This window comes from Cryobacterium sp. M91 (assembly GCF_002929615.1).
GTDB classification, from domain to species: domain Bacteria; phylum Actinomycetota; class Actinomycetes; order Actinomycetales; family Microbacteriaceae; genus Cryobacterium; species Cryobacterium levicorallinum.
On record NZ_PJJT01000088.1, the window covers coordinates 49,674 to 75,800 of the forward strand.

Sequence of the window (26,127 nt, forward strand, 5' to 3'; positions counted from 1 at the left end):
TGGATGCTCCGCGGTACAGAAAGACCGTGGAACGCTCCGCGCATGGCAGCGGATAGGCGTCACAAATGTGACACTTCATACTAGCTACCCGACTCCCCCGCGGGCAACTCGACCAGCCCGCCGGTCGCCGACACAAGCGGATGCCCTACTTCAGCAGCGTAGAACGCAGCGTGTCCAGCCCGACGCCGCCGAGGTCGAGGGCGGCGCGGTGAAACTCCTTGATCGAGAAGGCGGCGCCCTGGCGCTGCTGTGCAGCGTCGCGCAGCTGCTCCCAGATGCGTTGGCCGACCTTGTAGGAGGGGGCCTGGCCCGGCCAGCCCAAGTAGCGGTTGACCTCGAATTTGACGAAGCTCTCGTTCATGTTGACGTTCTGGCCGAGAAATTCGAAGGCGTAGTCGGCGGTCCAGGGGCCGGAGCCGTCGGGCAGTTGTTTGCCCAGGTGCACCCCGATATCGAGCACCACGCGAGCTGCGCGCATCCGCTGCCCGTCGAGCATGCCGAGACGGTCGGCCGGGTCGTCGAGGTAGCCGAGTTGTTCCATCAGGCGTTCGGCGTAGAGGGCCCAGCCCTCGGCGTGGCCCGAGGTGCCGGCCAGCTGGCGGCGCCAGGTGTTGAGCTTGGCTCGGTTATAAACGGCCTGCCCGATCTGCAGGTGATGGCCGGGCACGCCCTCGTGGTACACGGTCGTCAGTTCACGCCAGGTGTCGAATTCGGTGACGCCGACCGGAACGGACCACCACATGCGGCCGGGCCGGGAGAAGTCGTCGGTCGGGCCGGTGTAGTAAATGCCGCCCTCCTGGGTGGGGGCGATCATGCACTCGATGGTTTTGATCTCGTCGGGAATGTCGAACTGGGTCTCAGCCAGGTCGGCGACGGCTTTGTCGCTGGTTTTCTGCATCCACTCCTGCAGCGCCTGGGTGCCGTGCAGTTTGCGGCTCGGGTCGGTGTCGAGGTAGGCGATGGCTTCGAGCACGCTGGCACCGGGCTTGATCTGGTCGGCGACCTTCTCTTGCTCTTCAACCATGCGGGCGAGTTCTTCGATGCCCCACTCGTAGGTCTCATCCAGATCGATGGTGGCGCCGAGAAAGCGGCGGGAGGCGAGGGAGTACAGGTCACGGCCGATCGCGTCGTTTTCGGTGGCCTTACCCTCGAGCTCGTCGCGGAAGAAGGTGGCGAGCTTGTCGTACGCGGTCGCCGATTGGCGGGCACCGAGGCCGAGATCCTTGGCCAGGGAGGCGGGTAGGGTTCCGGTGTCGAGCGAGGCATTCGCGGTGAATTCGGCGAAGAACCCGTCGTTGGAAGCGTGGCGCTGGGCCTGGGCGAATACCTCCCGCACCTGGCGGCGCGCCGGTGTCACACCGCGTTCGATGCCGCGGCGCAGGGTCTCGATGTAGCCGTCGATGGCTGCCGGCAGGTTGCCGAGACGGCTGGAGATGTTGGCCCAGTCCTCGACGGTTTTCGTGGGCATGAGGTCGAAGATTTCGCGGATCTCCTGCGCGGGCGAGGCGATGACGTTGAGGTCGCGGAGCTGCAGCTGCGCGTCGGAGCTTTCAACGGTGAGCGACAGTTCGCTGCTCAGGTCGGTCTGCGTGACTTCGTCGACGCTGTCCACCGGTCGGGCGGCATCCAACTGCGCGATCGTCGTCTTCGCCGCGTCGAGGAACCGTTCATGACCGACCGGGGAGTAGTCGCCGTAGCGACCGTCTCCCTCTGTACGGCCGATGTAGGTACCCACGGTGGGGTCGAGGTCGACGAGGGTGTCCACCCACTCTTCGGCGATCTGGTCGATGGCCGTGGGAGTGCGCTGGATGTCGTTTGTCATGCATTGAGCCTAGAACACGGCGGTTCGTTGCGAACCCCCCAATTGGGGAAATTGGCCGGTCAACGCGACAGAGTGAGTCGCTCGGAAACCGGGCGGGGAAGGACGCCGTGGGCCCCCTCAGCCCTTCAACCGCGCTCAGTTGGACTAGTGAGCGGCGGCGTCCCAGTTGGCGCCGCGACCGACCTGCACGGTCAGCGGAACGAGCAGGTCGGCAGCGGACTCCATGTTGTGGGTGACGACCTGGCGAAGGGCGTCCCACTCCCCCGGGGCAACATCGAAAATCAATTCGTCGTGCACCTGCAGCAACATGCGGGACTCCATCGAGGCATCCGTCAGATCGGCGGCGATACCATTCATGGCGATCTTCATAATGTCGGCCGCCGAGCCCTGGATCGGCGCGTTCAGTGCCGCTCGTTCGGCGTTGTCGCGCAGCACCCGTTTCGGGCTGGCCAGGTCGGGGAACGGCCGCCGCCGCCCGAAGATAGTCTCGGTGTAACCGTCGACCTTGGCCTGCTCGACGACGTTGCGCAGGTAGTCGCGCACCGAACCGAACCGCTCGAAATAGTCGGTCATGAGCTGCTTGGCCTCTTTGGTGTCGATGCGAAGCTGCTTGGACAGTCCGAAGGCGCTGAGGCCGTAGGCGAGCCCGTAGCTCATGGCCTTGACTTTGCTGCGCATTTCGCCGGACACGTCGGCGGGATCGACACCGAAAATGCGGGAACCGACGAACCGGTGCAGGTCTTCGCCGGCGTTGAACGCTTCGATCAGGCCGGCGTCTTCGGAGAGGTGCGCCATGATGCGCATTTCGATCTGGGAGTAGTCGGCGGTGAGCAGGCTCTCGCTGTCGGCGCCGGCCTGAAAGGCCACGCGGATGCGCCGGCCTTCATCGGTGCGCACCGGGATGTTCTGCAGGTTCGGGTCGTTCGAGGAGATGCGGCCGGTGGTGGTGCCGATCTGCACGTAGGTGGTGTGGATGCGGCCGGTCGTGTCGATGGCCTTGTCGAGGGTTTCCACGATCTGGCGCAGCTTGGTGGCGTCGCGGTGTTTGAGCAGCAGGTCGAGGAACGGATGCGGGTTGCTGGCCTGCAGGTCAGCGAGAGCGCCGGCATCCGTTGAAAAACCGGTCTTGTTGGCGCGGGTCTTGGGCATCTCGAGCTGGGTGAACAGCACGTCCTGCAGTTGCTTGGGTGAACCGAGGTTCACCTCACGGCCGATCTCCGCGTAGGCGGCGGCGGCGAGGCTGGCCGTACTCGCACCGAGCTCGGCGGACAGTTCGGCGAGCTGCTCGTGCGAGACGCTGACGCCGGCCAGTTCCATGTCGGCCAGGGCCAGCAGGGTCGGCAGTTCGATCTCGAGCAGCAATTTGAGCGAGCCGGGGTCGAGGACTTTCTCGACGGCGGCAAACAGGCGCAGGGTGTACCAGGCCTGGGCGGGAGCGCCGGCCTGCTGGGTCTCGTCGGGAACGAGCTGGTTGGGGTCGGCGATGGGCATGGTCTCGTCGAGGTAGCGCGACACGAGGTCTGCCAGGGTTTTGTCGGGGCCGCCGGGGCGGAAGAGCCAGGCGCCGACCAGGGTGTCGAAGGCGAGGCCGGCGAAGGGCAGCCCGCTGCGACGCAGCGCTTTCACTTGATGTTTGGCGTCGTTCATGATCTTCGGAGCTGCGCTCGCGAGCCACGCTTCGAGCGGGGCGTAGTCCTTACGGCCGGGCTGCCAGGGCAGGTTGATGGTTTCGGTCGGGCTGGCCAGCCCGAAACCGATTGCCTTGCCGTTTTGCACCTCCACCGTGAGGCCAAGGCCCGCCGGGTGAGTCACGGTGGCCCGGTCAAGCCAGGATTGCAGCTCTTCGTCGAGCAGATCCTGCGCGACGGGCGCCTGCACGGCGGGGACCTCCACAATGACGGTAACGGATGCTTCAACCGCCGGGTCCTCGCCGGCCAGCTTGAGCACCCGGTCGAGCAGGGTTTTGAATTCGAGGCGGGTAAAGATGTCCCGCACCGCGTCGGTGTCCATGGCGCCGCGTTCGAGCGCGGCGACGGCCATCGGCAGCTCCAGGTTGGTGACCAGGCGGTTGAGTCGGCGGTTGCGAATCGCGTTCTCCTTCTGCTCGCGCAGGTTGTTGCCAACGACCCCCTTGATCTCGTCGGCGTGTTCCAGGATGCCATCGAGGCTGCCGTACAGACCGAGCCACTTCACGGCGGTCTTTTCGCCGACCTTGCTGATGCCGATCAGGTTGTCGCTGGTTTCGCCAACGAGCGCGGCCACGTCGGGGTACTGCTCCGGTTCGATGCCGTAGCGTTCGCGCACCCGAGCCGGGTCGTAGCGGGTGAGGGCCGACACGCCCTGGCTGGCCGGGTAGAGCAGGGTGACGGTCTCGTTGACCAGCTGGATGGCATCGCGGTCGCCGGAAACGACGAGCACGTTGTAGCCGGCTGCGCTGCCTTCGACCGAAAGGGTCGCGAGGATATCGTCGGCCTCGAAGTCTTCCTTGGTGATGGTGGTGATGTTCATCGCGGCGAGGGCTTCCTGCAGCAACGGAATCTGGCCGAGGAATTCCGGCGGCGTCGCATTGCGGGTGCCCTTGTATTCGGGGTATTCCCGGGTGCGAAAGGAAGCACGGGAGATATCGAAGGCGACCGCGAGGTGGGTCGGCTTCTCATTGCGCAGCAGGCTGAGCAGCATCGACAGAAAGCCGTGGATGGCGTTCGTATGCTGCCCGGCGTGGGTCTGGAAGCTGTCCACTGGCAGGGCGAAGAACGCCCGGAATGCCAGGGAATGGCCATCGATGATCATCAGGGTAGGCTTTTCGGAGTCCAACACTCCCCCAGCCTACAAGTGTCTTCCCGCGTGGGTTCCCCCGACCAAAGGTGATCATGTTCAATACGACTGACGATGCACTCGCCTGGGTTCAGCAGCGCGGTGGCGGAGACCTCGCCGACAAGATGGGGCTGGAGTTCACCGAGTTCACGATTGACCGGGCAGTGGCACGGATGCCCGTGGCTGGCAACACGCAACCGGCCATGCTTATGCACGGCGGCGCCTACGTCGTGCTCGGCGAGTCCCTCGGCTCAATGGCCGCAAATCTGCACGCCGGACCGGGCAAGCTCGCCGTAGGCATTGAGATCAACGCCTCGCACAACCGTTCGGCGACGTCGGGCTACGTGACCGGGGTCTGCACGCCGATTCACCTCGGCCGTACGCTCACCACGCACGAGATCGTGGTCACCGATGACGCCGGTCGACGCTGCTCGACGATTCGCATCACTAATATCATCAAGGACCTGCCGCCGCACGCCTAGTTGGCTGCGTAGCCGGGCTTCTCTGCGGGGTCTGACTTCTCTGCGCGGTCTGACTTCTCTGCGCGGTCTGACTTCTCTGCGCGGTCTGACTTCTCTGCAGGGTCTGACTTCTCTGCAGGGTCAGGCTCCACCAGGCTGATGAACGCGCTGAGTTCGGTGACACCGGCCGGTGTCACCGGCAGATACTCGGTCAACGCCGGCGAATAGACCAGGTACGCGGCCCATTTCGCGCGTGAGATGGCGACGTTCAGTCGGTTCTTCATGATCAGGAACGACAGGCCGCGCGGCACATCCTCGGCCGAACTGGCCGCAAGCGTAACGATCGCGACGGCGGCCTCCTGGCCCTGGAATTTGTCGACGGTGCCAACCCGCACGCCCGGGTAACCTGCAGCGTCGAGGGACTGCCGCACCAGGGTGAGCTGGGCGTTGTACGGCGTGACGACGATCACGTCGGCTTCGGTCAGCGAGTCATTCAGCCGGTCGGCACTCGGGTCGGTCCACAGCCGGCCGAGCGTGGTCTGCACGAGGTCTACCACGACATGAGCTTCTTCGGGTGAGCAGATGGCGTTGCCGGTGTGCACGACGGGCACCGCGTGCACACCGGGCGCAATGCCGGCGAGCGACCGGGTCGAGGTGACCGGGTTGGCGCGCAACAGGCCGCCATAGGACAGCCGGGAAACGGGAGCGGTCACCGCCGGATGCATGCGGCGACTTTCGGCGAGAAAATAGCCCCGGTCGGCGGGCAGCACGTCGTGGCCGGTGGCGACCCAGCCGAGCGCGGACTGGTCGATTGGCTCGGGATGGGTGCCCTGACTGACCTGCGGTAGTTGCTGCGGGTCGCCCAGCAGCAGCAGATTCTGGGCGCCCACGCTCGACGCGATCGTCGAAGCGAGTGAGAACTGCCCGGCTTCGTCGACGACGAGCAGGTCCAGACTATGGCGCGGAACGCGCGCGGGATTGCTGAAGTCCCAGGCGGTGCCGCCGATCACGAATCCGGTCGCGGCATGGTCGAGCGCGAAGAGCAGCTGGCCATCCTTCGGCAGTACAGTGAAGGCGGCATCGGCCGGGTCGGCCCCGGTCTTCGCCACCTTGCCAACGAGGTCCGGATCGAGCTCCGCCGAAACGACAGCGCAAAGAAGATTCTCGACGACCGCATGGGATTGCGCGACGACACCGATCTTCCAACCGTGCTGCTGCACGAGCGCGGTCATGACGTGGGCACCGAGATAGGTTTTGCCGGTCCCGGGCGGCCCTTGGATCGCGAGGTAGGAGTGGTCGAGGTCGAGCAGCGTCGCAATGACGGCGTCGATCGTGGTGCCAGCGGCCGCGACGGCCGTCAGCTGCCCCGTGCGGGTACGCGGCGGAGTGCGGCGCAGAATGTCGACCATCGGGTCGCTCGGCCAGCGCGGCTGGGCGTCGACGATGGCAGCGGCCCATTCATCGATGGCGGGCTTCTGCTGCATCGGCCGCGGCGGGGCAGCCGGCGCGAGGGCGCTCGGCCGGTGATCGTATCGAGCAACGTCTTTGAGGAGCGTCTCTTCGACCAGGATGCCACCGTCGTCGCTGACTTCGAGCACTTTCACAACGCGGTGGGTGCGCGCGCCGTCGGAGGTATCCGGGTTGGGGAACGGCCCCGGGTAGTCGTAGAGCACATAGGGCCCGGCCTGGTCGCCGGGCTTGATGCTGCTGCCCGGAGCGAGCCGCCCACGCAGCCAGAGGTGGCGGCGGTCGACGCGCTGCTGGCCCTCACGAAACCAGTCGCGTTCCACGGCAACGTGTTCGACGACGAGCACGTCGCGGGTGTCCTGCCATTCGTCGATCGGGTACTCGAGCCGAAAATAGTGCCCCCACCAGAAACTCTTCTGCTCGCGCCGGTGGTAGTCGATCGCTGCGGCGGCAAAGGCGGCCGCGGTCTGGTCTACGCTGCGCGGGGTGTGGCTGATCGGGGCCGCGAGGGCGAGCAGGGCGTCCCGCACCGGCGACGGCTCTACCGTGTCGGCATCCGCTTCGAGTGGCGTGCCAGCAGTGCGGATGCCGGCCCCGCGTGCCAGCGCGCGCAGCCAGTCGCGCAGGCGCAGCGTTGACACGCAGTCGTAGCGGTTGTAGTCGGCGATAGAGTCGAGCATGCGCTGCGCTTCGGCCCGATCTCCGTGCTCGTGCAGGTCGCGGGCTGCGGCGTATTCGGTTATGGAATCGGCCGCGTTGGTGACCGCGCCACCGCGCAACTCGACCCCCATGTAGAGGGGTTCGAGCTTCTTGATCGAGTAGGAACGCGACCCCACGCGCATCGTCTTGCGAACCAGCGGGTACAGGTCGACCAGCACGTTCTCACGCAACAGCTGGTCGATCTGGTCTTCGCCGACGCCGTGCCGAGCGGCCAGGCTGAGTAGGTGAGTGCGCTCGTACGCGGCGTAGTGGTAGACGTGCATGCCCGGAAACCGCGCTCGGCGATCGGCGAGGTAAGCCAGAAAGTCGGTGAGCGCCACGCGCTCCTCGGCCCAGCTGTGTGCCCAGAAGGCATGAAAGGTTTCATCGGTGTCGACCAGTCCGAACAGGTAGTCGAGGCCCCACTGCGTGCTGGTGCCCGCGGTCGCGCTGCCTTCCGTCACGGCTCCCTCCGACGCGGCTCCCTCAGACGCGGCTCCCTCAGACGCGTCTCCCTCAGACGCGTCTCCCTCAGAGTAGAGCGGGTCACCCTCGAAGTCGAAGAAGATGTCGCCGGGGTTCGGTTCGGGCAGCACCATCAGCGCACCCGCGTTGTACAGGTCAACCGGCGGGGCAGTGCCCGCCACCGCCTGCAGCTGCAGCCGCGCCTGCGTGCGCAGGGCGGTGAGCGTCGACTCGGTCATTCCGTCGGTACTGCCGGTCGATGCCGCGAGGTCGTCAATGGTGCGGATGCCGCCGGCCGCCAGCCGGGCACGCTGCGAAAGCCGCAGCCCGGCAACCAGCAGCGGATCGCGCTGCTCCTGCACCTCGGTCTCACAGCTGGCACAACGCCCGCAGACGGTGTACCGCGGGTCTCCCCAGGCGACGGCGACGGTGTCGGCGAGACGCTCGGCAATGATCTGCACCAGGCGCTGCCGGCGTTTGCGATAGACCGGCCGAATGTCGGCGAGCCGGTGCACGCTCACGGAACCGTCGCCGAGCAGCAGTTCGACCGAACGAGCCGTGGCAACTCCGAATCGCTCCAGTTGCCCGGCGTAGGCGGCGAGCTGCAGTAGCGCTGTAACCCGGGCATGCCGGGCGAGTTTGGTGTCCTGCAGCAGCCAGCAACCGTCGCTCTGGCGCACGATGAAGTCGGCGAACCCGAGGAAGGCGATATCTGCGGTGGGCGAGCCGAAGTCGGGGTCAAAGAACGTGGCCTGGAAGAGGACTTCAGCGCCAGTGCTGAAAGCGAGCCGCGTGTCGTCGGCGGCTGTCTCGAGAGCGCGGCGGTCCATCCGCTCTGGACGGGCAATTTCGACCACAGATTGGCCGAGCCGGTACCGCTCAAGTACCCGTTGTTCGTGCTCGTCACCGAGCCGGGACGTGCGTTCGAGCATGGCGTCGACCGGGTCGGGCACGACGTCGATGCGGCCGAGCCGCGCGTCGATGCGGCGCAGGAAGGCAAATTCGCAAACGGATGCAGCACTCAGGTCACTTGCACTCGTCACCACGCTGCCGTCCAGTAAAAACATGCGCCCACCCTTGCTTTTTTCGAGCGTATCGGACACCACCGACATACAGTCCGAACCGCCAGCCGGCCACACGCCCCGGCCACAACGCACAACGGCCCGGCAGAATCTGCCGGGCCGTTCTATCTGATGAGTGCCGCTACTTCTTGGCGCTGAGCTGCTCGATGATCGCCTGCGACACGTCGTGCATGGTGAGGCGACGGTCCATCGAGGCTTTCTGAATCCAGCGAAAGGCCTCCGGCTCTGTCAAGCCCATCTTCTCGTTCAGCAGGCCCTTGGCCCGGTCGACGAGCTTACGGGTCTCGAACCGTTCGACCAGGTCGGCGACCTCGGCCTCAAGGGTGATGATCTGGCTGTAGCGCGAGAGGGCGATCTCGATGGCCGGCAGCAGGTCGTTGGGGGTGAACGGCTTGACGACGTAAGCGAGGGCGCCGGCTTCCGTGGCGCGCTCCACCAGTTCCTTCTGGCTGAATGCGGTCAGCAGAACCACCGGAGCGATGTGCTCCTTGGAGAGGCGTTCAGCCGCGCTGATGCCGTCGAGCTGGGGCATCTTGACGTCCATGATGACCAGGTCGGGGCGGAGCTCCCGCGCCAAGGCGACCGCAGTTTCTCCGTCACCGGCTTCGCCGACGACTTCAAAGCCGTTGTCGCGCAGAATCTCGACGATGTCGAGGCGAATGAGGGATTCATCCTCAGCGACGACAACGCGGCGCGGAGGGGTGGGGGTGCTGTCTTGGTCGGTCACGAGGAAAGCCTACGGTATTCTGAACGAGTAGTTGTAAGCCGGTGTGGCGGAATGGCAGACGCGGAGCACTCAAAATGCTTTGTTCGCAAGGACGTGTGGGTTCGAGTCCCACCACCGGTACCAGAAATCACGGCAAGTTTGTGTTGACACGCCCGCACCTGTCAGGCTGGACCGATGATGAATAACATGGCGTATTGGGGCTACCTGTCTTTACTGATCTATCCGGCGCTGATCGCACTGGGGTTTTGGGCGGCCTATTTCGTGATTCGAAACGCCATCCGCTCGGGGCTGCGGCAGCACCAGGAATGGCTCGACGCGCGGGCGCAGAAGCCGCCCGTTCTCTAAACCACACGCAACCACACGCAAAAAAAGCCCCGCCGAGATGATCGGGCGGGGCTTTTCGCTTGAAGGCTTACTTCTTGACGTACGCCGGTGCGACCTCGTTGTGGGCGTCGCCCACGCGGTGCACGCGAATGTCGTTCGTCGAGCCGACAATTCCGGGAGGGGAACCGGAGATGACGACGACCTTGTCACCGATTTCAGCGAGGCCCTGACCGATGAGAATGTCATCGACCTGACCGAACATGGCGTCGGTGTGGGTCACCGGCTCCACGAGGTAAGTCTGGATGCCCCAGGTGAGGGCCAGACGACGACGGATGCCCGGCTCCGGCGTGAACGCCAGCATCGGAATCTTGGACCGCAGACGCGACATACGTCGCGCTGAGTCTCCGGACTCGGTGAAAATGCACAGGAATTTGGCTTCAACGAATTCGGCGACCTCGATGGCGGCCAGCGTGATGGCGCCACCCTGGGTGCGCGGACGATTGGTGAGCTTGCCGATGCGCTCCAGGCCGTGAATCTCGGTGGATTCCACAATGCGAGCCATGGTCTGCACCGTGACGACGGGGTACTCTCCGACGCTGGTCTCACCGCTGAGCATGACGGCATCCGCACCGTCGAGGACGGCGTTGGCGACGTCGCTGGTTTCGGCGCGGGTGGGCACGGGGCTCAGAATCATTGATTCGAGCATCTGCGTGGCGACGATGACCGGCTTGGCCATGCGGCGGGCGATCTCAACAGCCTGCTTCTGCACGATCGGCACGGCTTCGAGCGGGAGCTCCACTCCGAGGTCGCCACGGGCGACCATGATGGCGTCGAAGGCGTCGACGATCTCTTCGAGGTTGTCAACGGCCTGCGGCTTTTCGATCTTGGCGATCACCGGAACGCGACGACCTTCTTCGGCCATGATCTCGTGCACCCGGGTTATGTCCTCGGCGCTGCGCACGAAGGAGAGCGCGATGAGGTCGGTGCCGAGGCGGAGGCCCCAGCGCAGGTCCGCTTCGTCCTTCTCTGACAGGGCGGGCACGTTGACGGCCACGCCGGGCAGGTTGATGCCCTTGTTGTTGGAGACGGGCCCGGCGACGATGACCTTGGTGGTGACGACGACGCCATCCGTTTCAACGACCTGCACCTTGACCTTGCCGTCGTCGATGAGCAAAAAGTCGCCCGGGTGCACATCGTGCGGCAGACCCTTGAAGGTCGTGCCGGACAGTTCCTTGGTACCGAGCACATCTTCGGTGGTGATCTTGAAGATATCGCCGACGGCGAGGTCGTACGGGCCGCCCTCGAACTTGCCGAGACGAATCTTCGGGCCCTGCAGGTCGACCATGACGGCGACGGCGCGGCCAGAATCGTTCGCGGCCTTGCGCACGTTGGCGTACACGCTTTCGTGTACCTGATAGTTGCCGTGGCTCAGGTTCATGCGACAGACGTCAACGCCCGCGTCAATGAGCGCCCTGATCTGCTCGTAGCTGGACGCTGCCGGCCCGAGGGTGGCAACGATTTTTGCGCGTCTCATACTGGTGAATCTCCAATTTCCGCGCCCGGAGGGCGCAATTACAGCGTAGTGAGGGAAAACTCAGGGTTAGAGAGCGAAGGACCGGTCGGTCGGCTTCACGGGAGAGGGCAATTGCGTCTTGCCTTCCAGGAACTGGTCAACCGCGGCCGCTGCGGCTCGTCCTTCGGCGATGGACCAGACGATCAGGGACTGGCCGCGACCGGCGTCCCCGGCGACGAAGACACCCTCGTGGCTGGTCTGATAGTTGCCGTCGCGTTCCACGTTGCCGCGGTTGTCGAAGGGAAGCTTCAGCTGGTGGCTGAGTTCGTTCGATTCCGGCCCGGTGAACCCCATCGCGAGCAGCACGAGGTCAGCAGGAACTTCCTTCTCCGTGCCGACCTTAGGAACGCGACGTCCGTCGAGGTATTCGGTTTCGGCAATGCGAATGGCACGCACCTCACCGAAGTCGTTGGCCAGAAATTCGACCGTCGACGCGAGGTATTGGCGGGTGCCGCCCTCTTCGTGTGCGCTCGACACCTCGAACAGGGTCGGCGACATCGGCCACGGCTGGCTGTCCGGGCGAGTCGTGCCCGGCTGCTTGCCGATCGCCAGGTTGGTGACGGATGCTGCCAGCTGGCGGTGCGCTGTGCCGATGCAGTCAGCTCCGGTGTCACCACCACCGAGCACCACGACGTGCTTGCCCTCAGCCGTGATCTGCGCTTGGAGGCTTCCGCCGGCACCTAACTTGTTCTGCTGCACGAGGTATTCCATGGCGAAGTGCACACCGGGCAGGTCGCGCCCGGGAATCGGCAAGTCCCGGGGAACCATGGCTCCGGTCGCGACCACGACGGCGTCATACCGGGCGCGCAGGTCGTCCCAGGTGATGTCCACACCGATGTTGACGTTGGCGCGGAACCGGGTTCCCTCCGCCGTCATCTGCGCGAGGCGCAGTTCGAGGTGTTTCTTCTCCATCTTGAAGTCGGGAATGCCATAGCGCAGCAGCCCGCCGATACGGTCGTCGCGTTCGAACACGGCGACCGTGTGGCCGGCGCGGGTCAGCTGCTGGGCTGCGGCCAGGCCGGCGGGGCCGGAGCCCACGACGGCGACAGTCTTGCCGGTCAGGCGTCCGGGCGGTTGCGGCTGCACCCAGCCCTTGGCGAAGGCCTGGTCAATAATCGACACCTCGACCTGCTTGATGGTGACGGCAGGCTGATTGATGCCGAGCACGCACGACGATTCACAGGGCGCCGGGCAGAGCCGTCCAGTGAACTCGGGAAAGTTGTTGGTCGAGTGCAGGCGTTCGATGGCCGCTCGGCCCTCGTCGCGCCAGACCAGGTCGTTCCACTCGGGAATGAGGTTACCGAGCGGGCAGCCCTGGTGACAGAACGGTACGCCGCAGTCCATGCAGCGGCCGGCCTGCCGTTTGAGTACGGCCGCGTCACCCTGCTCGTAGACCTCTTTCCAGTCCATCAAGCGGATGGCCACAGGCCGTCGAGCGGGAAGCTCACGTTCCGTGTCCTTTAGAAATCCCTTCGGATCAGCCATTGGTTACCTCCAGAATTCGATTCCAAACAACGAGACCGTCGGGATCGAGTCCCTCGTCGACGGCCGTCTGCCTGGTCTCCAGCACGGCCGCGTAGTCGCGCGGCAGCACCTTGACAAAAGCGTTCATGGTTTCTTGCAGGTTTTCCAGCATCCGCTTGGCAAGTGCCGAGTCAGTCTGGTCCCGGTGTTGTTCGAGCAGGTCGCGCACGATTTCACGGTCGACGCTGTCGAGGGCAAGCAGCCTCAGCTCCCCCGAGGTGAGCGCGTCGCGGTTGACCCGTTCGGCGGTGAGTCCGTAGACGTAGGCCGTGCCACCACTCATGCCGGCACCGAGGTTGCGCCCGGTCTCGCCGAGGATGAGGGCGACTCCGCCGGTCATGTACTCGAGCGCGTGGTCCCCCACGCCCTCGACGACGGCGACGGCACCGGAGTTTCGCACCAGGAACCGTTCGCCGACGATGCCGCGAATGAACATGCTGCCCTGCGTGGCTCCGTAACCGATGACGTTGCCGGCGATGACGTTGTCCTCGGCAGGAAACTGGCTGGTTCGGTCGGGGCGCACAATGATCTGCCCGCCCGACAGGCCCTTGCCGACGTAGTCGTTGGATTCGCCCTCGAGCCGCAGAGTGATCCCGCTCGGCAGGAACGCCCCGAAGGACTGTCCGGCGGAACCGGTCAGCCTGACCTCGATCGACCCAGCGGGCAGGCCATTTTCGCCGTGCCGCAGGGTGACCTCGTGGCCGAGCATGGTGCCAACGGCGCGTTCGGTATTGCGAATCGGCAGATCGATCTGCACCGTGCCGCCGTGTTCGAGCACGCTCCGGCTTCGGCGAATCAGCTCATTGTCGAAGTGCTTCTCGAGTTCGTGCTCCTGGGCCCTGGCCCACTTGCGCGGTTCGCTCTCGGAGAAATCCGGTCCGCTCAGAATGGGCGAGAGGTCCAGCCCCTGTGCCTTCCAATGGGTGAGCGCACGGTTCACGTTCAGGACTTCACTGTGTCCGATGGCCTCGTCAAGGCTGCGGAATCCGAGTTCGGCGAGGTACTCGCGTACTTCCTGGGCGATGAACTCGAAGAAGTTCACGACGTGGTCGGCCTGACCATTGAAACGCTTGCGTAGGTCCGGGTTCTGGGTAGCGACACCGACCGGGCAGGTGTCAAGGTGGCAGACGCGCATCATGATGCAGCCGGCGACCACGAGCGGGGCTGAGGCGAAACCGAATTCTTCGGCGCCGAGCAAGGCACCGATCAAAACGTCGCGTCCGGTTTTCAGCTGGCCGTCGACCTGCACCACAACGCGGTCGCGCATGCCGTTGAGCATGAGCGTCTGCTGTGTCTCGGCGAGGCCGAGTTCCCACGGCGTGCCGGCGTGCTTGAGCGAGTTGACCGGGCTCGCGCCCGTTCCGCCGTCGTGCCCGCTGATCAAAATCACGTCGGAGAGCGCCTTGGCAACCCCCGCCGCGACGGCGCCGATACCGGACTGGCTGACCAGTTTGGTGTGGATGCGCGCCTTCGGGTTGGCCCGCTTCAGGTCGAAGATGAGCTGCTTGAGGTCTTCGATGGAGTAGATGTCATGGTGCGGCGGCGGCGAGATGAGGCCGACGCCGGCCGTGGCGTTCCGGGTACGGGCGATCCACGGGTACACCTTGGTGGGCGGCAGCTGCCCGCCCTCACCGGGCTTGGCGCCCTGCGCGAGCTTGATCTGGATATCGTCGGCGTGGGTCAGGTACATGCTGGTCACGCCAAACCGCCCCGAGGCGACCTGCTTCACCGCGCTGCGCCGAGTCGGGTCGAGCAGACGGTCCAGGTCTTCGCCGCCCTCGCCGGTGTTCGACTTGCCGCCGAGGCGGTTCATCGCGATGGCGAGGGTTTCGTGCGCTTCCTGCGAGATCGAACCATAGCTCATCGCTCCGGTAGAGAACCGCTTCACGATCTGCGACACCGATTCGACCTCGTCGAGCGGCACGGGCGTGCGCTGGCCGGCGCTGAGGGTGAACATACCGCGCAGCGTCATGAGCGATTCAGCCTGGTCGTCGACCATCTTCGTGTACTCGCGGAAGATGTCATAGCGCTTGGTGCGGGTGGCGTGCTGCAGCCGGAAGATGGTCTCCGGGTTGAACAGGTGCGGGGCACCGTCCCGGCGCCACTGGTATTCCCCGCCGGTCGCGAGGCGCTCGTGGGCGGTCACCGCGGCATCCATTGGGTAAGCGGATGCGTGCCTGGCCAGGTTTTCGACACCGATCACGTCGATGCCGACGCCGCCGAGCTTGCTCGTAGTGCCGGTGAAGTACTGGTCGACGAAGGACTGAGCGAGGCCGACGGCCTCGAAGGTCTGCGCGCCAGCGTAGGACGACACGGTGGAGATGCCCATCTTGGACATGATTTTGAGCACGCCCTTGCCGAGAGCCTTGATCACGTTGCGCACGGCCTTTTCGGGCGTGACGTTGGTGATGATGCCGCTGCGCACGAGGTCTTCGCAAGTTTCCATGGCGAGGTACGGATTGACGGCTGAGGCGCCGTAACCCATGAGCAGGGCCACGTGATGCACCTCGCGCACGTCGCCGGCCTCGACCACGATGCCGACCTTCATGCGGTTTTCGGTGCGGATCAGGTGGTGGTGCACGGCGGCGATCATGAGCAGCGACGGGATCGGGGCGAGGTCCTGGTTGGAGTCGCGGTCACTCAACACGATGAACAGCGCGCCGGCTTCGATCGCCTCGTCGACCTCGACGCAGATCGCGGCGAGGCGCTTAGCCAGGGCGTCTGAGCCCTCTTCGAAGCGGTACAGGCCGCGAATGGTCGTGGTGGTCCGGCTGCCGACGGCGGGGTCGATGTGCTGGATCTTGGCCAGTTCGTCGTTGTCGATGACTGGAAAATCGAGAATGACCTGACGGGCATGTTCCGGACCGGCCGTGAGCAGGTTGCGCTCAGGGCCGAGGCCGAGCTTGAGGCTCGTGACGACTTCTTCGCGAATCGAGTCGAGTGGCGGGTTGGTGACCTGCGCGAACTGCTGGGTGAAGTAGTCGAACATGAGGCGCGGGCGGTCGCTCAGAACCGCGATGGGGGTGTCGCTGCCCATGGCACCGAGTGGTTCGGCTCCGGTGCGTGCCATCGGGGTGAGCAGAATGCGCACCTCTTCTTCGGTGTAGCCGAAGGTGCGCTGACGACGTACAACGGATGCCGGCGGGTGCACGATGTGCTCCCGCTCCGGCAGGTCCTTGAGGTTAATACGCCCCTTCTGCAGCCAGTCGCCCCAGGGTTCACTGGCCGACAGTTCGGCCTTGATCTCCCGGTCGTCGATGATGCGGCCGGCGACGGTATCGACCAGGAACATCTGGCCGGGGCGCAGGCGGCCCTTACGCACCACCCGCGCCGGGTCGATTCCGAGCACGCCGATCTCACTCGCGAGCACGACGAGGCCGTCATCGGTGATGAGGTAGCGACCGGGACGCAGGCCGTTGCGGTCGAGGGTGGCGCCGACGAGAGAGCCGTCGGTGAATACGATCGCAGCTGGTCCGTCCCACGGTTCCATGAGCATGGAGTGGTATTCGTAGAAGTCACGACGTTCATCGTCGAGGTCGGTCTGGTTCTCCCAGGCCTCGGGCACCATCATCATAATGGCGTGCGGCAGGGACCGACCAGACAGGCTGAGCAGTTCGACGACCTCATCGAAGGAGGCCGAGTCGCTCGCGCCGGGCGTGACGATCGGCAGCAGGGGTGCGAGGTCACCGAGCAGCTCGGACTCAAGCTGGGACTGGCGGGCGCGCATCCAGTTGCGGTTTCCCTGCACCGTGTTGATCTCGCCGTTGTGGGCGATCATGCGGAACGGCTGGGCGAGCGGCCAGGACGGGAAAGTGTTGGTGGAGTAACGCGAGTGCACCAGGGCGAGCGTCGATACGAATCGTTTGTCCGACAGGTCGGGGTAGAACGGTTCGAGCTGCAAGGTGGTGACCATGCCCTTGTAGACCAGGGTGCGGCAGGACAGCGAGACGAAATAGATCTCGAGCTCACGCTCGGCGCGCTTCCGCAGCCGAAAGGTCTGTCGGTCGAGCGCGATGTCGCCGAGCAGGTCGCCGGACTCGGTCGTTCGGGTGCTCTGCACGAACAGCTGTTGGATAGCCGGCATGTTCGCACGCGCCTGGCTGCCGAGGTCTTCCGGATGCACCGGAACCTCCCGCCAGCCGAGGATGGTGAGGCTTTCCTCGTCGGCGATCAGGCTGATGGCCCGCTTGATTGCCGTGCGCGCGGTCGGGTCGGTCGGCAGAAAGACGTTACCGACGGCGTACTGGCCAACGGGGGGAAGCGCGAAATCCGTCACGGCGCGCAGGAAGGCGTCCGGTATCTGGGTGATAATGCCGGCACCGTCACCGGTTCCAGCGTCGGAACCGACCGCACCGCGGTGTTCAAGATTGCGCAGCGCGTCGAGGGCCTGGGTGATAATGTCGTGCCCGGCGGTGCCCCGCAGGGTCGCCACCATGGCAAGGCCGCACGCATCGCGTTCGGCGGCGGGGTCGTACAAACCGGCCGCTTCGGGCATGCTGCTGAAGCGGGAATAGAGAGGTTTCTGCGGCATTGAGACCGTCCTCACGAAATGACTAGCAGTAAGGGACGACGCTGGCCCGAAGGATATGTGTGCAGGGAGTTGTAGCGGGAACCCTGATCGGGTTCAGCCCTGTTCGAGTTTGCCCTGACCGGGCAGCGCTACGAGTGCGTCGGTTGGGATTCAACCGACGTGAGTCTACAGACGCGACGCGCTCGTGCTTGTGGCTGCGGCCTCGGGTGATTCGGTGTGTTCATCGGCATCATCGCTCTGATCCGCGGAGCTTTGATCAAGATCATCCGAATCGCTGTCATCTAATTCTACCCCAGCGTCCGGGCCATTCCATTCCCGACCAGGAACATAGGCGCTGAGCTCTAGTCCGGGGTGACGGTGACGTTGCACGAGGATGATCACCAAGCCGAGCACGACGGCGGCCAGAGCGGCCCAGACGTTGGTGCGGATTCCGAAGTAGATCTCGCTCGGGTCAATGCGAATCGACTCAAAAAAGCTGCGACCCAGTCCATACCAGATGAGATATACGCCGAGCGTCTGACCGAAACGCAGACGGAATTTACGCTCGAGGTAGAGAATGACGGCGACGCCGAACAGATTCCAGATGATTTCGTAGAGAAAAGTCGGGTGGAACAGTGTGTCGGCCGGCAGTCCGACCGGGAAGGCGGCATTGCCGGACTCGATTTCCAGCCCCCACGGCAGGGTCGTCGGCAGCCCGAACAGCTCGTGGTTGAACCAGTTGCCGAGCCGACCGGTGGCCTGGGCGACCAACAAAGCGGGAGCAACAGCATCCGCGAAGCTCCAGAAACGGATGCCGGCCATCCGGCAGCCGATATAAGCGCCGACGGCGCCGCCGATCAGCGACCCAAAGATGGCGTTTCCGCCTTCCCAAATGTAGAGGGTGCGGAGCAGGTCCGCTCCATCAAAGAAGTAGTCTCCCGGGTGCGTCAGAACATGATAAATGCGGGCTCCGACAATGCCGAGGGGAACGGCCCAGAGGATGATGTCGAGTACAACGCCCGGCTCGGCACCGCGCCTGGTCAGGCGGCGCGAGGTGATGATGGTGGCGAGGACGATGCCGGCGAGAATACACAGCGCATAGGCGTGGATGCGGAACGGGCCGAGGTCGAAGAACTGCCACTCGGGGCTCGGAATACTCGTGCTCAGGAGACTCAACAACACCTAGGTACTACCTTTCATCGTGACTCGCGTCACTTGGGGCGAAAATAATCGATCGCCTCGAACAATTTAGTGTAGAGCGCGCCTGCGATTACCGGGGCGCGGAGGCCGGGCGAATATCGCTCGCGCCGGCGGCGAGTTCGAGGGCCAGCCGCGCTACGGCGGTGACTCCCCCTTCGGTGAGCGCCTTCACGAGGGCAGACCCAACGATGGCGCCGTCGGCATAGCCGAGAATTTCCCGTACCTGCTCGGGAGTCGAGATGCCCAGCCCGACACAGGCGCTCGTGCAGCCGACAGAGCGGAGGCGTTCCACCAGGATACGAGCAGCAGAATCGACCCCGGCGCGGGCGCCGGTCGTGCCCATCGTCGAAACGGTGTAAACAAAGCCGCGGCTCGCTTCAATCGCCTGCACCAATCGGGCGTCCGAGGAGGACGGCGCGGCGAGGAAGACCCGGTCCAGTCCGGTGCGTACGCTCGCGGTCATCCAGTCTGCGGCCTCGTCGGGAATAAGGTCGGGGGTGATCAGGCCGGCACCACCCGCGGCACGCAGGTCGTCGGCGAAACGCTCGACGCCGTACTGCACCACCGGGTTCCAGTAGGTCATCACGAGAATGGGGGCGTCGACCTGTGCGGTGATCGCCTTGACGGCTTCGAATCCGTGGCGCAGCTTGAAGCCGTTCGCCAGGGCCTGCTGCGTGGCAGCCTGAATGACCGGGCCGTCCATGACGGGGTCGGAATAGGGCAGACCGAGTTCAATGATGTCGACGCCGTTGGCGACGAGCGCCACGGCGGCGTCAATGCTCTCAGTCAGGGTCGGGAAACCGACCGGCAGGTAGCCGATGAGAGCGCCGCCGCCCTCGGTGCGTCGCCGTGCGATGGTCTGTTCGACCGTGCTCACGGTGTCGTTGGGTGCTGTGACCGTCATGATTGTTCCGCGCCTTCGTCGAGCAGGTCGAAGTACCGGCCGGCTGTTTCCATGTCTTTGTCGCCGCGCCCGCTGAGGTTGATCAGAATGGTCGCGTCCGGGCCGAGCTTCCGGCCGAGCTCGAGCGTGCCGGCCAGGGCGTGCGAGGACTCGATCGCCGGGATGATTCCTTCCGTACGGCTGAGCAGCCGCAGGGCGCTCATCGCGTCGTCGTCGGTGATCGGCAGGTACGTGGCCCGGCCGATGCTGGAGAGCCAGGCGTGCTCCGGGCCGACGCCGGGATAGTCAAGGCCCGCTGAGATCGAGTGCGATTCAACGGTCTGGCCGTCTTCGTCCTGCAGCAGCATACTGCGGGCGCCGTGCAGCACACCGGGGCGTCCCTTGGTAATGGTCGCTGCGTGGCGCGGTGTATCGACGCCGTCTCCGGCCGCTTCGTAGCCGTACAACGCGACATCGGCATCGTCCAGAAAAGCGTGGAAGATGCCCATGGCGTTTGAGCCGCCGCCGACACACGCCGTGACGGCATCCGGCAGGCTGCCGGTCAGGTCGAGAACCTGTTGGCGAGCCTCCTCGCCGATGATCTTTTGAAAGTCGCGGACCATGGCGGGGAACGGATGCGGCCCGGCCACGGTTCCGAAAATATAATTGGTCGTCTCGACGTTGGTGACCCAGTCGCGCATGGCGTCGTTGATCGCGTCCTTCAGGGTGCGGGAGCCGGTCTTGACCGGAACGACCTCGGCACCCAGCAGGCGCATGCGGGCCACGTTCAGCGCTTGCCGCTCTGTGTCGACCTCGCCCATATAGACGACGCATTCGAGCCCGAACAGGGCGGCGACAGTGGCGGTGGCAACTCCGTGCTGGCCAGCTCCGGTTTCGGCGATGACTCGGGTTTTACCGATGCGCTTGGTGAGTAGAGCCTGGCCGAGAGCGTTGTTGATCTTGTGCGAACCGGTGTGGTTGAGATCTTCGCGCTTGAGAATAATGCGGGCACCACCGGCGTGCTCGGCGAAGCGCGGCACCTCAGTAATGATCGACGGACGACCGGTGTAATTGATGTGCAGGTCCATCAGCGCCGCGGCGAAGGCTGGATCCTTCTTGGCGAGTTCGTATTCTGCGGTGAGTTCATCAAGCGCTGAAACGAGGGACTCGGGCACGAACCTGCCGCCGAATTCCCCGAAATATGGGCCGGATTCTGCACGTAAGGATTCTTCTCGTAAAGACATTTATACCGCCAAAAACTCAGAGAGGGTTCGGATGGGATCACTCGTAACAAGCGCTTCGCCGACCAGGACAACATCGGCTCCGGCTGCGCGGTAGTGCGCAACATCGGCTGCTGTCTTGACGGCGGACTCGGCGACGCGAATAACGCCGGAGGGAATTTTGTCGGCGAGGGCGCCGAACAGGTTCTGGTCAAGTTCAAAGGTTGACAGGTCGCGCGCGTTGACCCCGACCAGGCTGGCGCCGATGTCGAGGGCGCGACTGACCTCATCCCCGCTGTGCGTTTCAACCAAGGCCGTCATGCCTAGCTCACGGATGAGGTCGTGCAGAGACAGCAGGGTGGACTGGTCGAGAGCGGCGACGATGAGCAGCACCAGATCGGCTCCGGCCGCGCGGGCCTCGAACACCTGGTACGGCGTTCCAATGAAGTCCTTGCGCAGAATCGGAATGCTTACCGCAGCGCGCACCTGCTCGAGGTCGGTCAGCGAGCCGTGAAAGCGTCGTCCCTCGGTGAGCACGCTGATGGCGCTTGCCCCGCCGGACTCATAGGAGACAGCCAGCGCTGCCGGGTCGGTGATGGCAGCGAGGGAGCCGCGGCTCGGGCTCGCTCGTTTGATCTCGGCGAGAATCTTGACCCGTTCGGTGGGAGCAAGGGCGTGCAGGGCATCGAGTGCAGGCGGGCGGACGCGCGCAGCGGCTTCCACGCTCGCGAACGGGCGGGTGAGTAGGCGTTCTTCGGCGTCGGAAACCGCGCCGGCGAGAAGTTCTTGGAGCACCAGGTGGCCGCGCAGCGGGTCAGTGACCGTGCGGCGTGGCGGTCATGGTGTTTACGCCATAGCCAACCTTGCTCATCACGTAGCCAACAACGAGACCGGCGAGCAGCAGGCCGAAGGAGGCCCAGACCAGCCAGGGCAGCTCGAAGAAGAATGCGGTCGTGCCGATGGTGAATGCCACCAGCATGATGATGACAGCGGTCCAGGCCGCCGGGGAGTGGCCGTGTCCGGGATCTGACGTATCGATGCTCATGGTTCTCCTCGTAAATACATTCTGCTGTGTACGTTGACAAGCACGTTAAGTCTAGCGGAGCGCATGCGCGCGCTTCAGCGTACGGTCGGGTCATCGCCGCGGCTGAGGTCGTCCCAGTCGCCGACGGAGTCGCTCGCTGCGGAGTCGCTCGCTGCGGGCTCAGTCGGGGTTGCCAGTGGTTGTGCACCGTGGGGCGAAGCCACTTGTTCAAACCGAACGGCCTGATACTTACGGGTCGGACCCGGCCACCGACCGCTCGTGACGATAATGGCCACACCAACACCCACCATGACGATCGCAGCACCCATCGCCACGAACGGCCAGGGTGTGATGACCGTGCCGAGCACGCTCAACTGAATCGACTCGTGACCGGCTATTCCCGTGGCGGCGGTCACCGCTGCGGCGCTGGCATCGGCGGGGTCTCGCACGGCCAGGAACGCGGCGAGGAACACCGAAAAGCCGAGGAGCACCTCGAGGGCACCGAGCACGATGCGAATCAGCCGCCCGGCGATGGTGAGCGCCGCGGCGAGGGCGAAGCCGGAGAGCGCGAGGGCGGTCAACGCCGGCGCGGCAATGGCTCCGTCGATCTCCAAGACCTGGGTGCCGGCATCGGGGAGTCCGACTTCGGCCTGCACCCAGACCTGGGTCCAGGCCAGCATGGCGAGCGAACTCGCCGCCAAAACGGAGAGAATGAAAACGAGTTTCAGGCGACGCGCTGACATCCGTTCTGCCATTAGTGCACCCTCCGCATGGCGTTGGCGACGGCGACGGCTCGCAGCGGGGCTGCCGCCTTGTTCTGCGACTCCTGGTACTCGGACGCGGGGTCGGAATCAGTCACGACGCCGCCGCCGGCCTGCACTCGCGCGATACCGTCCTTGATCGTGGCGGTGCGGATGGCAATGGCGAGGTCGGCGTCGCCGGCGAAACCGAAGTAGCCGACCACTCCCCCGTACACGCCGCGCTGGGCCGGTTCGAGGGCGTCGATGATCTCGAGCGCCCGCGGTTTCGGCGCGCCAGAGAGCGTACCGGCCGGGAAGGTGGCGCGGAAGACGTCGATCGCGGTCTTGCCGGGAACAAGGTTGCCCTCGACCGAGGAGACGAGGTGCATGATGTGGCTGAATCGTTCGATACGCATGAACTCGGTCACCTCGACCGAGCCGGCCGTGCACACCTTGAGCAGGTCGTTGCGGGCGAGGTCGACGAGCATGAGGTGTTCGGCCCGTTCCTTGGGATCTTCGGCGAGCTCGATCGCGAAGTCGGCGTCGGCATCCGGTGTCGTTCCCCGCGGTTTGGAACCGGCGATCGGGTGGGTGAAGACGCGTTGGTCTTGCACCTTGACCAGAGCTTCCGGCGACGATCCGACGATCCAGTATGGGTCGCCTTCGTGCGTTTCGAGGCTGAGCAGGTACATGTACGGGCTGGGGTTTAGGCTGCGCAACACCCGGTAGACGTCGATGGGGTGCGCGGTGCAGACCTGGTCGAAGCGCTGCGAGATGACCACCTGAAACACATCGCCGTCGACGATGTGCTGCTTGCCGATGTTGACGGCGGTGAGAAAGTCGTCGCGGGTGGTGCGATTGCGCGGCGAGCTCGGTACTTGCAGGTCGACCTCGGCCAGCCACGCTTCGCTGGGCGCGGCGAGTCGGCCCTGCAGCGAATCGAGGCGCTCGCTCGCGGCAGCCCAGAGCTCGTCGGGCGTGTCGGTACCATCGTTTAGCACGTTGGCGATCAGCTGCACGGTGCCGTATTTGTGGTCGAGCACGACCAAGTCGGCGACAAAGCTGAAGGACTGGCCCGGAACGTCATAGTCGGCCGGCGGCTGGTGCGGCAGGCGTTCGATCTGGCGAATCGCTTCCCAGCCGATGAAACCGACCAGCCCGCCGGTCAGCGGCGGATGTTCGGGCAGCCGCGGCGTCTGCCACCGGTCGAACAGGTACGCCAGCGCCGCGAGTGGGCCGAGGGAGGCCGCAGACCCGAGCGCACGCTCGGCGGAGAGCCCGTAGTCGATCCAGCGGGTTTCGTCGCCCTGTTGGGTGAGCACTCCAAAGGAGGAAACACCGATGAAGGAGAATCGCGACCAGATGCCGCCCTGCTCGGCGGACTCGAGCAGAAAGCTGCCGGGCAGACCGTTGGCAAGCTTGCGGTAGATGCCCACCGGGGTCTCGCCGTCGGCGAAGAGTTCACGGATAACCGGAATGACCCGGTGCTCGCCGATCAGGGCATCGAACTGGATGCGGGTGGTCGAGCCGGCCGTGCGGGATCCTGCAGGGTTACCGGTCATTCCGTGGGCCTTTCCATGGTAGTCACGCCGAGGTCGCGCCCGTCGAAGCAGGTGTGGCTGCCGGTGTGGCAGGCGGCTCCGACCTGGTCGACCTGCACCAGCAGGGTGTCGTTGTCGCAGTCGAAGGCAGCGGAGTGCACGTACTGGGCGTGGCCGGAGGTGTCGCCCTTGCGCCAGAATTCCTGGCGGCTGCGCGACCAGAACGTGACGCGCCCCTCCGTCAGGGTGCGGCGCAGCGCTTCCCGGTTCATCCAGCCGAGCATGAGCACCTCGTGGGTGTCCCACTGCTGGATGACCGCGGGCAGCAGCCCAGCGTCGTTGAACACCGCGGCGTCGAGCTGATTGGTGAGTTTGGCGCTCAGTTCATCAGCCATTAGCGCACCAGCATTCCCTCGGCGGCGAGCTCCCGCTTGACATCATCGATGGTCAATTGTCCGTTGTGAAAAACGGATGCCGCCAGCACGGCATCCGCGCCGGCCCGGATCGCCGGGGGAAAGTCCTCCACGCGCCCGGCCCCGCCGGAAGCGATCACCGGAACCCGACTGTTGGCGCGCATGAGCGCGATGAGATCGGTATCGAAGCCCGCCTTGGTCCCGTCGGCGTCGATCGAGTTGACCAGGAGTTCCCCCGCGCCGAGTTCGATCGCCTGCCGGGCCCAGGCCACAGCATCCAGGTCGGTTTCGGTGCGACCGCCGTGGGTCGTGACGACGAAGCCGCTCTCCGTGCGAGCGGATCGCTTCACATCGAGGCTGAGGACAATCACCTGGGCGCCGAAGCGATCCGCGATCTCGGCGATCAGCGCCGGACGGGCGATGGCCGCGCTGTTCAATCCGACCTTGTCGGCGCCGCTCGCCTGCAGCCGGGAGACGTCTTCGACACTGCGGATCCCACCGCCGACGGTGAGCGGAATGAAGACCTGCTCGGCGGTCGCGCTCACGACGTCGTAGGTCGTCGAACGGTTATCGACGGTCGCCGTCACGTCGAGAAAGGTCAGCTCGTCAGCGCCCTGCTCGTAGTAGCGGCGGGCGAGTTCGACCGGATCGCCGGCGTCGCGCAGGTTCTGAAAATTAACGCCCTTGACGACACGACCGTTGGCCACGTCGAGGCAGGGAATGACGCGCACACTCAGGCTCATGGCTGGTTGTCCTCTTTCGTGTGCTTAGAGGCGGGCGTTGTGAATGGTGGTGACCAGGATGGCTCTGGCCCCGATGGCGTAGAGCTCGTCCATCACGTTGTTCATGTCCAGTCGGGCGATCATAACGCGCACGGCGGCCCACTCGGGGTCGTGCAGCGAGGACACGGTCGGCGATTCGATTCCGGGGGCAAGCGCGGCGGCCGTGTCGAGCAGCGCGACCGGAATGTCATAGTCGAGCAGCACGTATTGGCGGGCCACGAGCACGCCCTGCAGGCGGCGCAGCAGCGTCGCGATTCCGGCCTTGTCGTTGGTGGAGCTGATCAGCACGGCGGTGGATTCGAGGATGACCGGTCCGAAGATTTCGAGGCCGGCCTTGCGCAGTGTGGTGCCGGTGGAGACAACGTCGGCGACGGCATCCGCTACCCCGAGCTGAACCGCCGATTCAACGGCCCCGTCGAGTTCGACCAGGTCGACGGTCACCGAGTGGGTGGCGAGAAAGCGTTCGACCAGGCCGGGATAGCTCGTGGCGACGCGCAGGCCGTCAAGGTCCTTCAGCTCGGTGAAGCGCCCGGCCGGTCCGGCGAAGCGAAAGGTAGAGTCGCCGAAGTCGAGGCTGGCGATTTCCTGCGCCTTGGAGTGGGAGTCCAGCAGCAGGTCGCGCCCGGTGATTCCGACGTCGAGGGCGCCGGAGCCGACATAGGTGGCGATGTCGCGCGGACGCAGGTAGAAGAATTCCACCCCGTTGCGCGGATCGGCGGTGACGAGGTCGCGCGGGTCGCGACGACCGGTGTAGCCGGCCTCGGCGAGCATCTGCGCGGCGGTTTCAGACAACGAGCCCTTGTTGGGCACGGCAATTCTCAGCATGGGGGGGTACTCTCTCGGTTTTTCGTGCCAG

Annotated in this window: 19 protein-coding genes and 1 tRNA gene; 3 read left to right on the forward strand and 17 right to left on the reverse strand. The window is 65.0% G+C overall.

The features are described 5' to 3' along the window. Window positions 1-145 precede the first annotated feature (145 nt). Entirely contained in the window at window positions 146-1,822 is a 1,677-nt protein-coding gene (locus CXY80_RS13585; protein ID WP_104132819.1) for a DUF885 domain-containing protein, read from the reverse strand. A gap of 144 nt (window positions 1,823-1,966) precedes the next feature. Then, complete coding sequence (gene polA, locus CXY80_RS13590; RefSeq protein WP_104132820.1) at window positions 1,967-4,639, reverse strand: DNA polymerase I; 2,673 nt, start codon at window positions 4,637-4,639, stop codon at window positions 1,967-1,969. Between the two features lie 53 nt (window positions 4,640-4,692). Between polA and CXY80_RS13595 the strand changes: the two genes are divergently transcribed. Then, the gene (locus CXY80_RS13595; RefSeq protein ID WP_092448532.1) at window positions 4,693-5,118 is read left to right on the forward strand and encodes a hotdog fold thioesterase; all 426 of its coding nucleotides are present in this window, start codon (window positions 4,693-4,695) and stop codon (window positions 5,116-5,118) included. On the opposite strand, the gene CXY80_RS13600 is transcribed toward CXY80_RS13595, so the two are convergent. Both CXY80_RS13600 and CXY80_RS13605 read right to left on the reverse strand, forming a co-directional pair. Next, on the reverse strand, window positions 5,115-8,795 hold the full coding sequence (locus CXY80_RS13600) for a bifunctional RecB family nuclease/DEAD/DEAH box helicase (RefSeq protein ID WP_104132907.1): 3,681 nt from the start codon (window positions 8,793-8,795) through the stop codon (window positions 5,115-5,117). The genes CXY80_RS13595 and CXY80_RS13600 overlap by 4 nt on opposite strands. Before the next feature lie 136 nt (window positions 8,796-8,931). Beyond that, window positions 8,932-9,537 (reverse strand): ANTAR domain-containing response regulator, encoded by a 606-nt coding sequence (locus CXY80_RS13605; protein WP_035879545.1) that lies wholly within the window; start codon window positions 9,535-9,537, stop codon window positions 8,932-8,934. A 37-nt stretch (window positions 9,538-9,574) separates the two neighbouring features. Here CXY80_RS13605 and CXY80_RS13610 point away from each other — a divergent pair. Both CXY80_RS13610 and CXY80_RS19550 read left to right on the forward strand, forming a co-directional pair. Then, window positions 9,575-9,660, forward strand: a tRNA-Leu gene (locus tag CXY80_RS13610). Between the two features lie 51 nt (window positions 9,661-9,711). Further along, window positions 9,712-9,882, forward strand: a complete 171-nt coding sequence (locus CXY80_RS19550) for a hypothetical protein (protein WP_158251657.1) — start codon at window positions 9,712-9,714, stop codon at window positions 9,880-9,882. Between the two features lie 67 nt (window positions 9,883-9,949). On the opposite strand, the gene pyk is transcribed toward CXY80_RS19550, so the two are convergent. From pyk to hisG, 13 genes are all read right to left on the reverse strand, one after another. After that, complete coding sequence (gene pyk / locus CXY80_RS13615) at window positions 9,950-11,395, reverse strand: pyruvate kinase (protein ID WP_092448531.1); 1,446 nt, start codon at window positions 11,393-11,395, stop codon at window positions 9,950-9,952. Window positions 11,396-11,461: 66 nt separating this feature from the next. Next, window positions 11,462-12,919 carry a glutamate synthase subunit beta gene (locus CXY80_RS13620; RefSeq protein WP_104132821.1) on the reverse strand — a complete coding sequence of 486 codons (1,458 nt, stop codon included), beginning with the start codon at window positions 12,917-12,919 and terminating at the stop codon, window positions 11,462-11,464. Continuing rightward, window positions 12,912-17,489 (reverse strand): glutamate synthase large subunit, encoded by a 4,578-nt coding sequence (gene gltB / locus CXY80_RS13625; protein WP_092448529.1) that lies wholly within the window; start codon window positions 17,487-17,489, stop codon window positions 12,912-12,914. Before gltB ends, CXY80_RS13620 begins: the two co-directional genes overlap by 8 nt. A gap of 165 nt (window positions 17,490-17,654) precedes the next feature. Beyond that, window positions 17,655-18,644: a prolipoprotein diacylglyceryl transferase gene (gene lgt, locus CXY80_RS13630; RefSeq protein ID WP_233195391.1), complete on the reverse strand. Its 990-nt coding sequence runs from the start codon at window positions 18,642-18,644 to the stop codon at window positions 17,655-17,657. Between the two features lie 94 nt (window positions 18,645-18,738). Next, complete coding sequence (gene trpA / locus CXY80_RS13635; protein WP_092448528.1) at window positions 18,739-19,572, reverse strand: tryptophan synthase subunit alpha; 834 nt, start codon at window positions 19,570-19,572, stop codon at window positions 18,739-18,741. After that, entirely contained in the window at window positions 19,569-20,795 is a 1,227-nt protein-coding gene (gene trpB / locus CXY80_RS13640; protein WP_092448527.1) for a tryptophan synthase subunit beta, read from the reverse strand. The genes trpA and trpB overlap by 4 nt, the downstream gene beginning before the upstream one ends. Further along, entirely contained in the window at window positions 20,796-21,566 is a 771-nt protein-coding gene (gene trpC / locus CXY80_RS13645; protein WP_104132822.1) for an indole-3-glycerol phosphate synthase TrpC, read from the reverse strand. It lies immediately after the preceding gene. 19 nt (window positions 21,567-21,585) lie between these two features. Continuing rightward, on the reverse strand, window positions 21,586-21,816 hold the full coding sequence (locus tag CXY80_RS13650; protein WP_092448525.1) for a DUF6704 family protein: 231 nt from the start codon (window positions 21,814-21,816) through the stop codon (window positions 21,586-21,588). A gap of 74 nt (window positions 21,817-21,890) precedes the next feature. Further along, window positions 21,891-22,550 carry a Trp biosynthesis-associated membrane protein gene (locus CXY80_RS13655; protein ID WP_104132823.1) on the reverse strand — a complete coding sequence of 220 codons (660 nt, stop codon included), beginning with the start codon at window positions 22,548-22,550 and terminating at the stop codon, window positions 21,891-21,893. After that, the gene (locus CXY80_RS13660) at window positions 22,550-24,097 is read right to left on the reverse strand and encodes an anthranilate synthase component I (RefSeq protein WP_104132824.1); all 1,548 of its coding nucleotides are present in this window, start codon (window positions 24,095-24,097) and stop codon (window positions 22,550-22,552) included. Before CXY80_RS13660 ends, CXY80_RS13655 begins: the two co-directional genes overlap by 1 nt. Continuing rightward, window positions 24,094-24,471: a phosphoribosyl-AMP cyclohydrolase gene (gene hisI / locus CXY80_RS13665; protein ID WP_104132825.1), complete on the reverse strand. Its 378-nt coding sequence runs from the start codon at window positions 24,469-24,471 to the stop codon at window positions 24,094-24,096. Before hisI ends, CXY80_RS13660 begins: the two co-directional genes overlap by 4 nt. After that, the gene (gene hisF, locus CXY80_RS13670; protein ID WP_092448521.1) at window positions 24,471-25,232 is read right to left on the reverse strand and encodes an imidazole glycerol phosphate synthase subunit HisF; all 762 of its coding nucleotides are present in this window, start codon (window positions 25,230-25,232) and stop codon (window positions 24,471-24,473) included. Before hisF ends, hisI begins: the two co-directional genes overlap by 1 nt. Window positions 25,233-25,256: 24 nt before the next feature. Then, window positions 25,257-26,096, reverse strand: a complete 840-nt coding sequence (hisG, locus tag CXY80_RS13675; RefSeq protein WP_092448520.1) for an ATP phosphoribosyltransferase — start codon at window positions 26,094-26,096, stop codon at window positions 25,257-25,259. Between the last annotated feature and the right edge of the window lie 31 nt (window positions 26,097-26,127).

Excerpts from the sequence above, each read along its gene's own strand:
- hisI (WP_104132825.1), bottom strand. The coding sequence starts at position 24,471 with ATGGCTGATGAACTGAGCGCCAAACTCACCAATCAGCTCGACGCCGCG.
- hisG (WP_092448520.1), bottom strand. The coding sequence starts at position 26,096 with ATGCTGAGAATTGCCGTGCCCAACAAGGGCTCGTTGTCTGAAACCGCC.
- CXY80_RS13655 (WP_104132823.1), bottom strand. The coding sequence starts at position 22,550 with ATGGCAGAACGGATGTCAGCGCGTCGCCTGAAACTCGTTTTCATTCTC.
- CXY80_RS13660 (WP_104132824.1), bottom strand. The coding sequence starts at position 24,097 with ATGACCGGTAACCCTGCAGGATCCCGCACGGCCGGCTCGACCACCCGC.
- CXY80_RS13600 (WP_104132907.1), bottom strand. The coding sequence starts at position 8,795 with ATGTTTTTACTGGACGGCAGCGTGGTGACGAGTGCAAGTGACCTGAGT.
- CXY80_RS13585 (WP_104132819.1), bottom strand. The coding sequence starts at position 1,822 with ATGACAAACGACATCCAGCGCACTCCCACGGCCATCGACCAGATCGCC.
- CXY80_RS19550 (WP_158251657.1), top strand. The coding sequence starts at position 9,712 with ATGATGAATAACATGGCGTATTGGGGCTACCTGTCTTTACTGATCTAT.
- gltB (WP_092448529.1), bottom strand. The coding sequence starts at position 17,489 with ATGCCGCAGAAACCTCTCTATTCCCGCTTCAGCAGCATGCCCGAAGCG.
- CXY80_RS13595 (WP_092448532.1), top strand. The coding sequence starts at position 4,693 with ATGTTCAATACGACTGACGATGCACTCGCCTGGGTTCAGCAGCGCGGT.
- CXY80_RS13620 (WP_104132821.1), bottom strand. The coding sequence starts at position 12,919 with ATGGCTGATCCGAAGGGATTTCTAAAGGACACGGAACGTGAGCTTCCC.
- trpA (WP_092448528.1), bottom strand. The coding sequence starts at position 19,572 with ATGACGGTCACAGCACCCAACGACACCGTGAGCACGGTCGAACAGACC.
- pyk (WP_092448531.1), bottom strand. The coding sequence starts at position 11,395 with ATGAGACGCGCAAAAATCGTTGCCACCCTCGGGCCGGCAGCGTCCAGC.
- hisF (WP_092448521.1), bottom strand. The coding sequence starts at position 25,232 with ATGAGCCTGAGTGTGCGCGTCATTCCCTGCCTCGACGTGGCCAACGGT.
- CXY80_RS13650 (WP_092448525.1), bottom strand. The coding sequence starts at position 21,816 with ATGAGCATCGATACGTCAGATCCCGGACACGGCCACTCCCCGGCGGCC.
- trpB (WP_092448527.1), bottom strand. The coding sequence starts at position 20,795 with ATGTCTTTACGAGAAGAATCCTTACGTGCAGAATCCGGCCCATATTTC.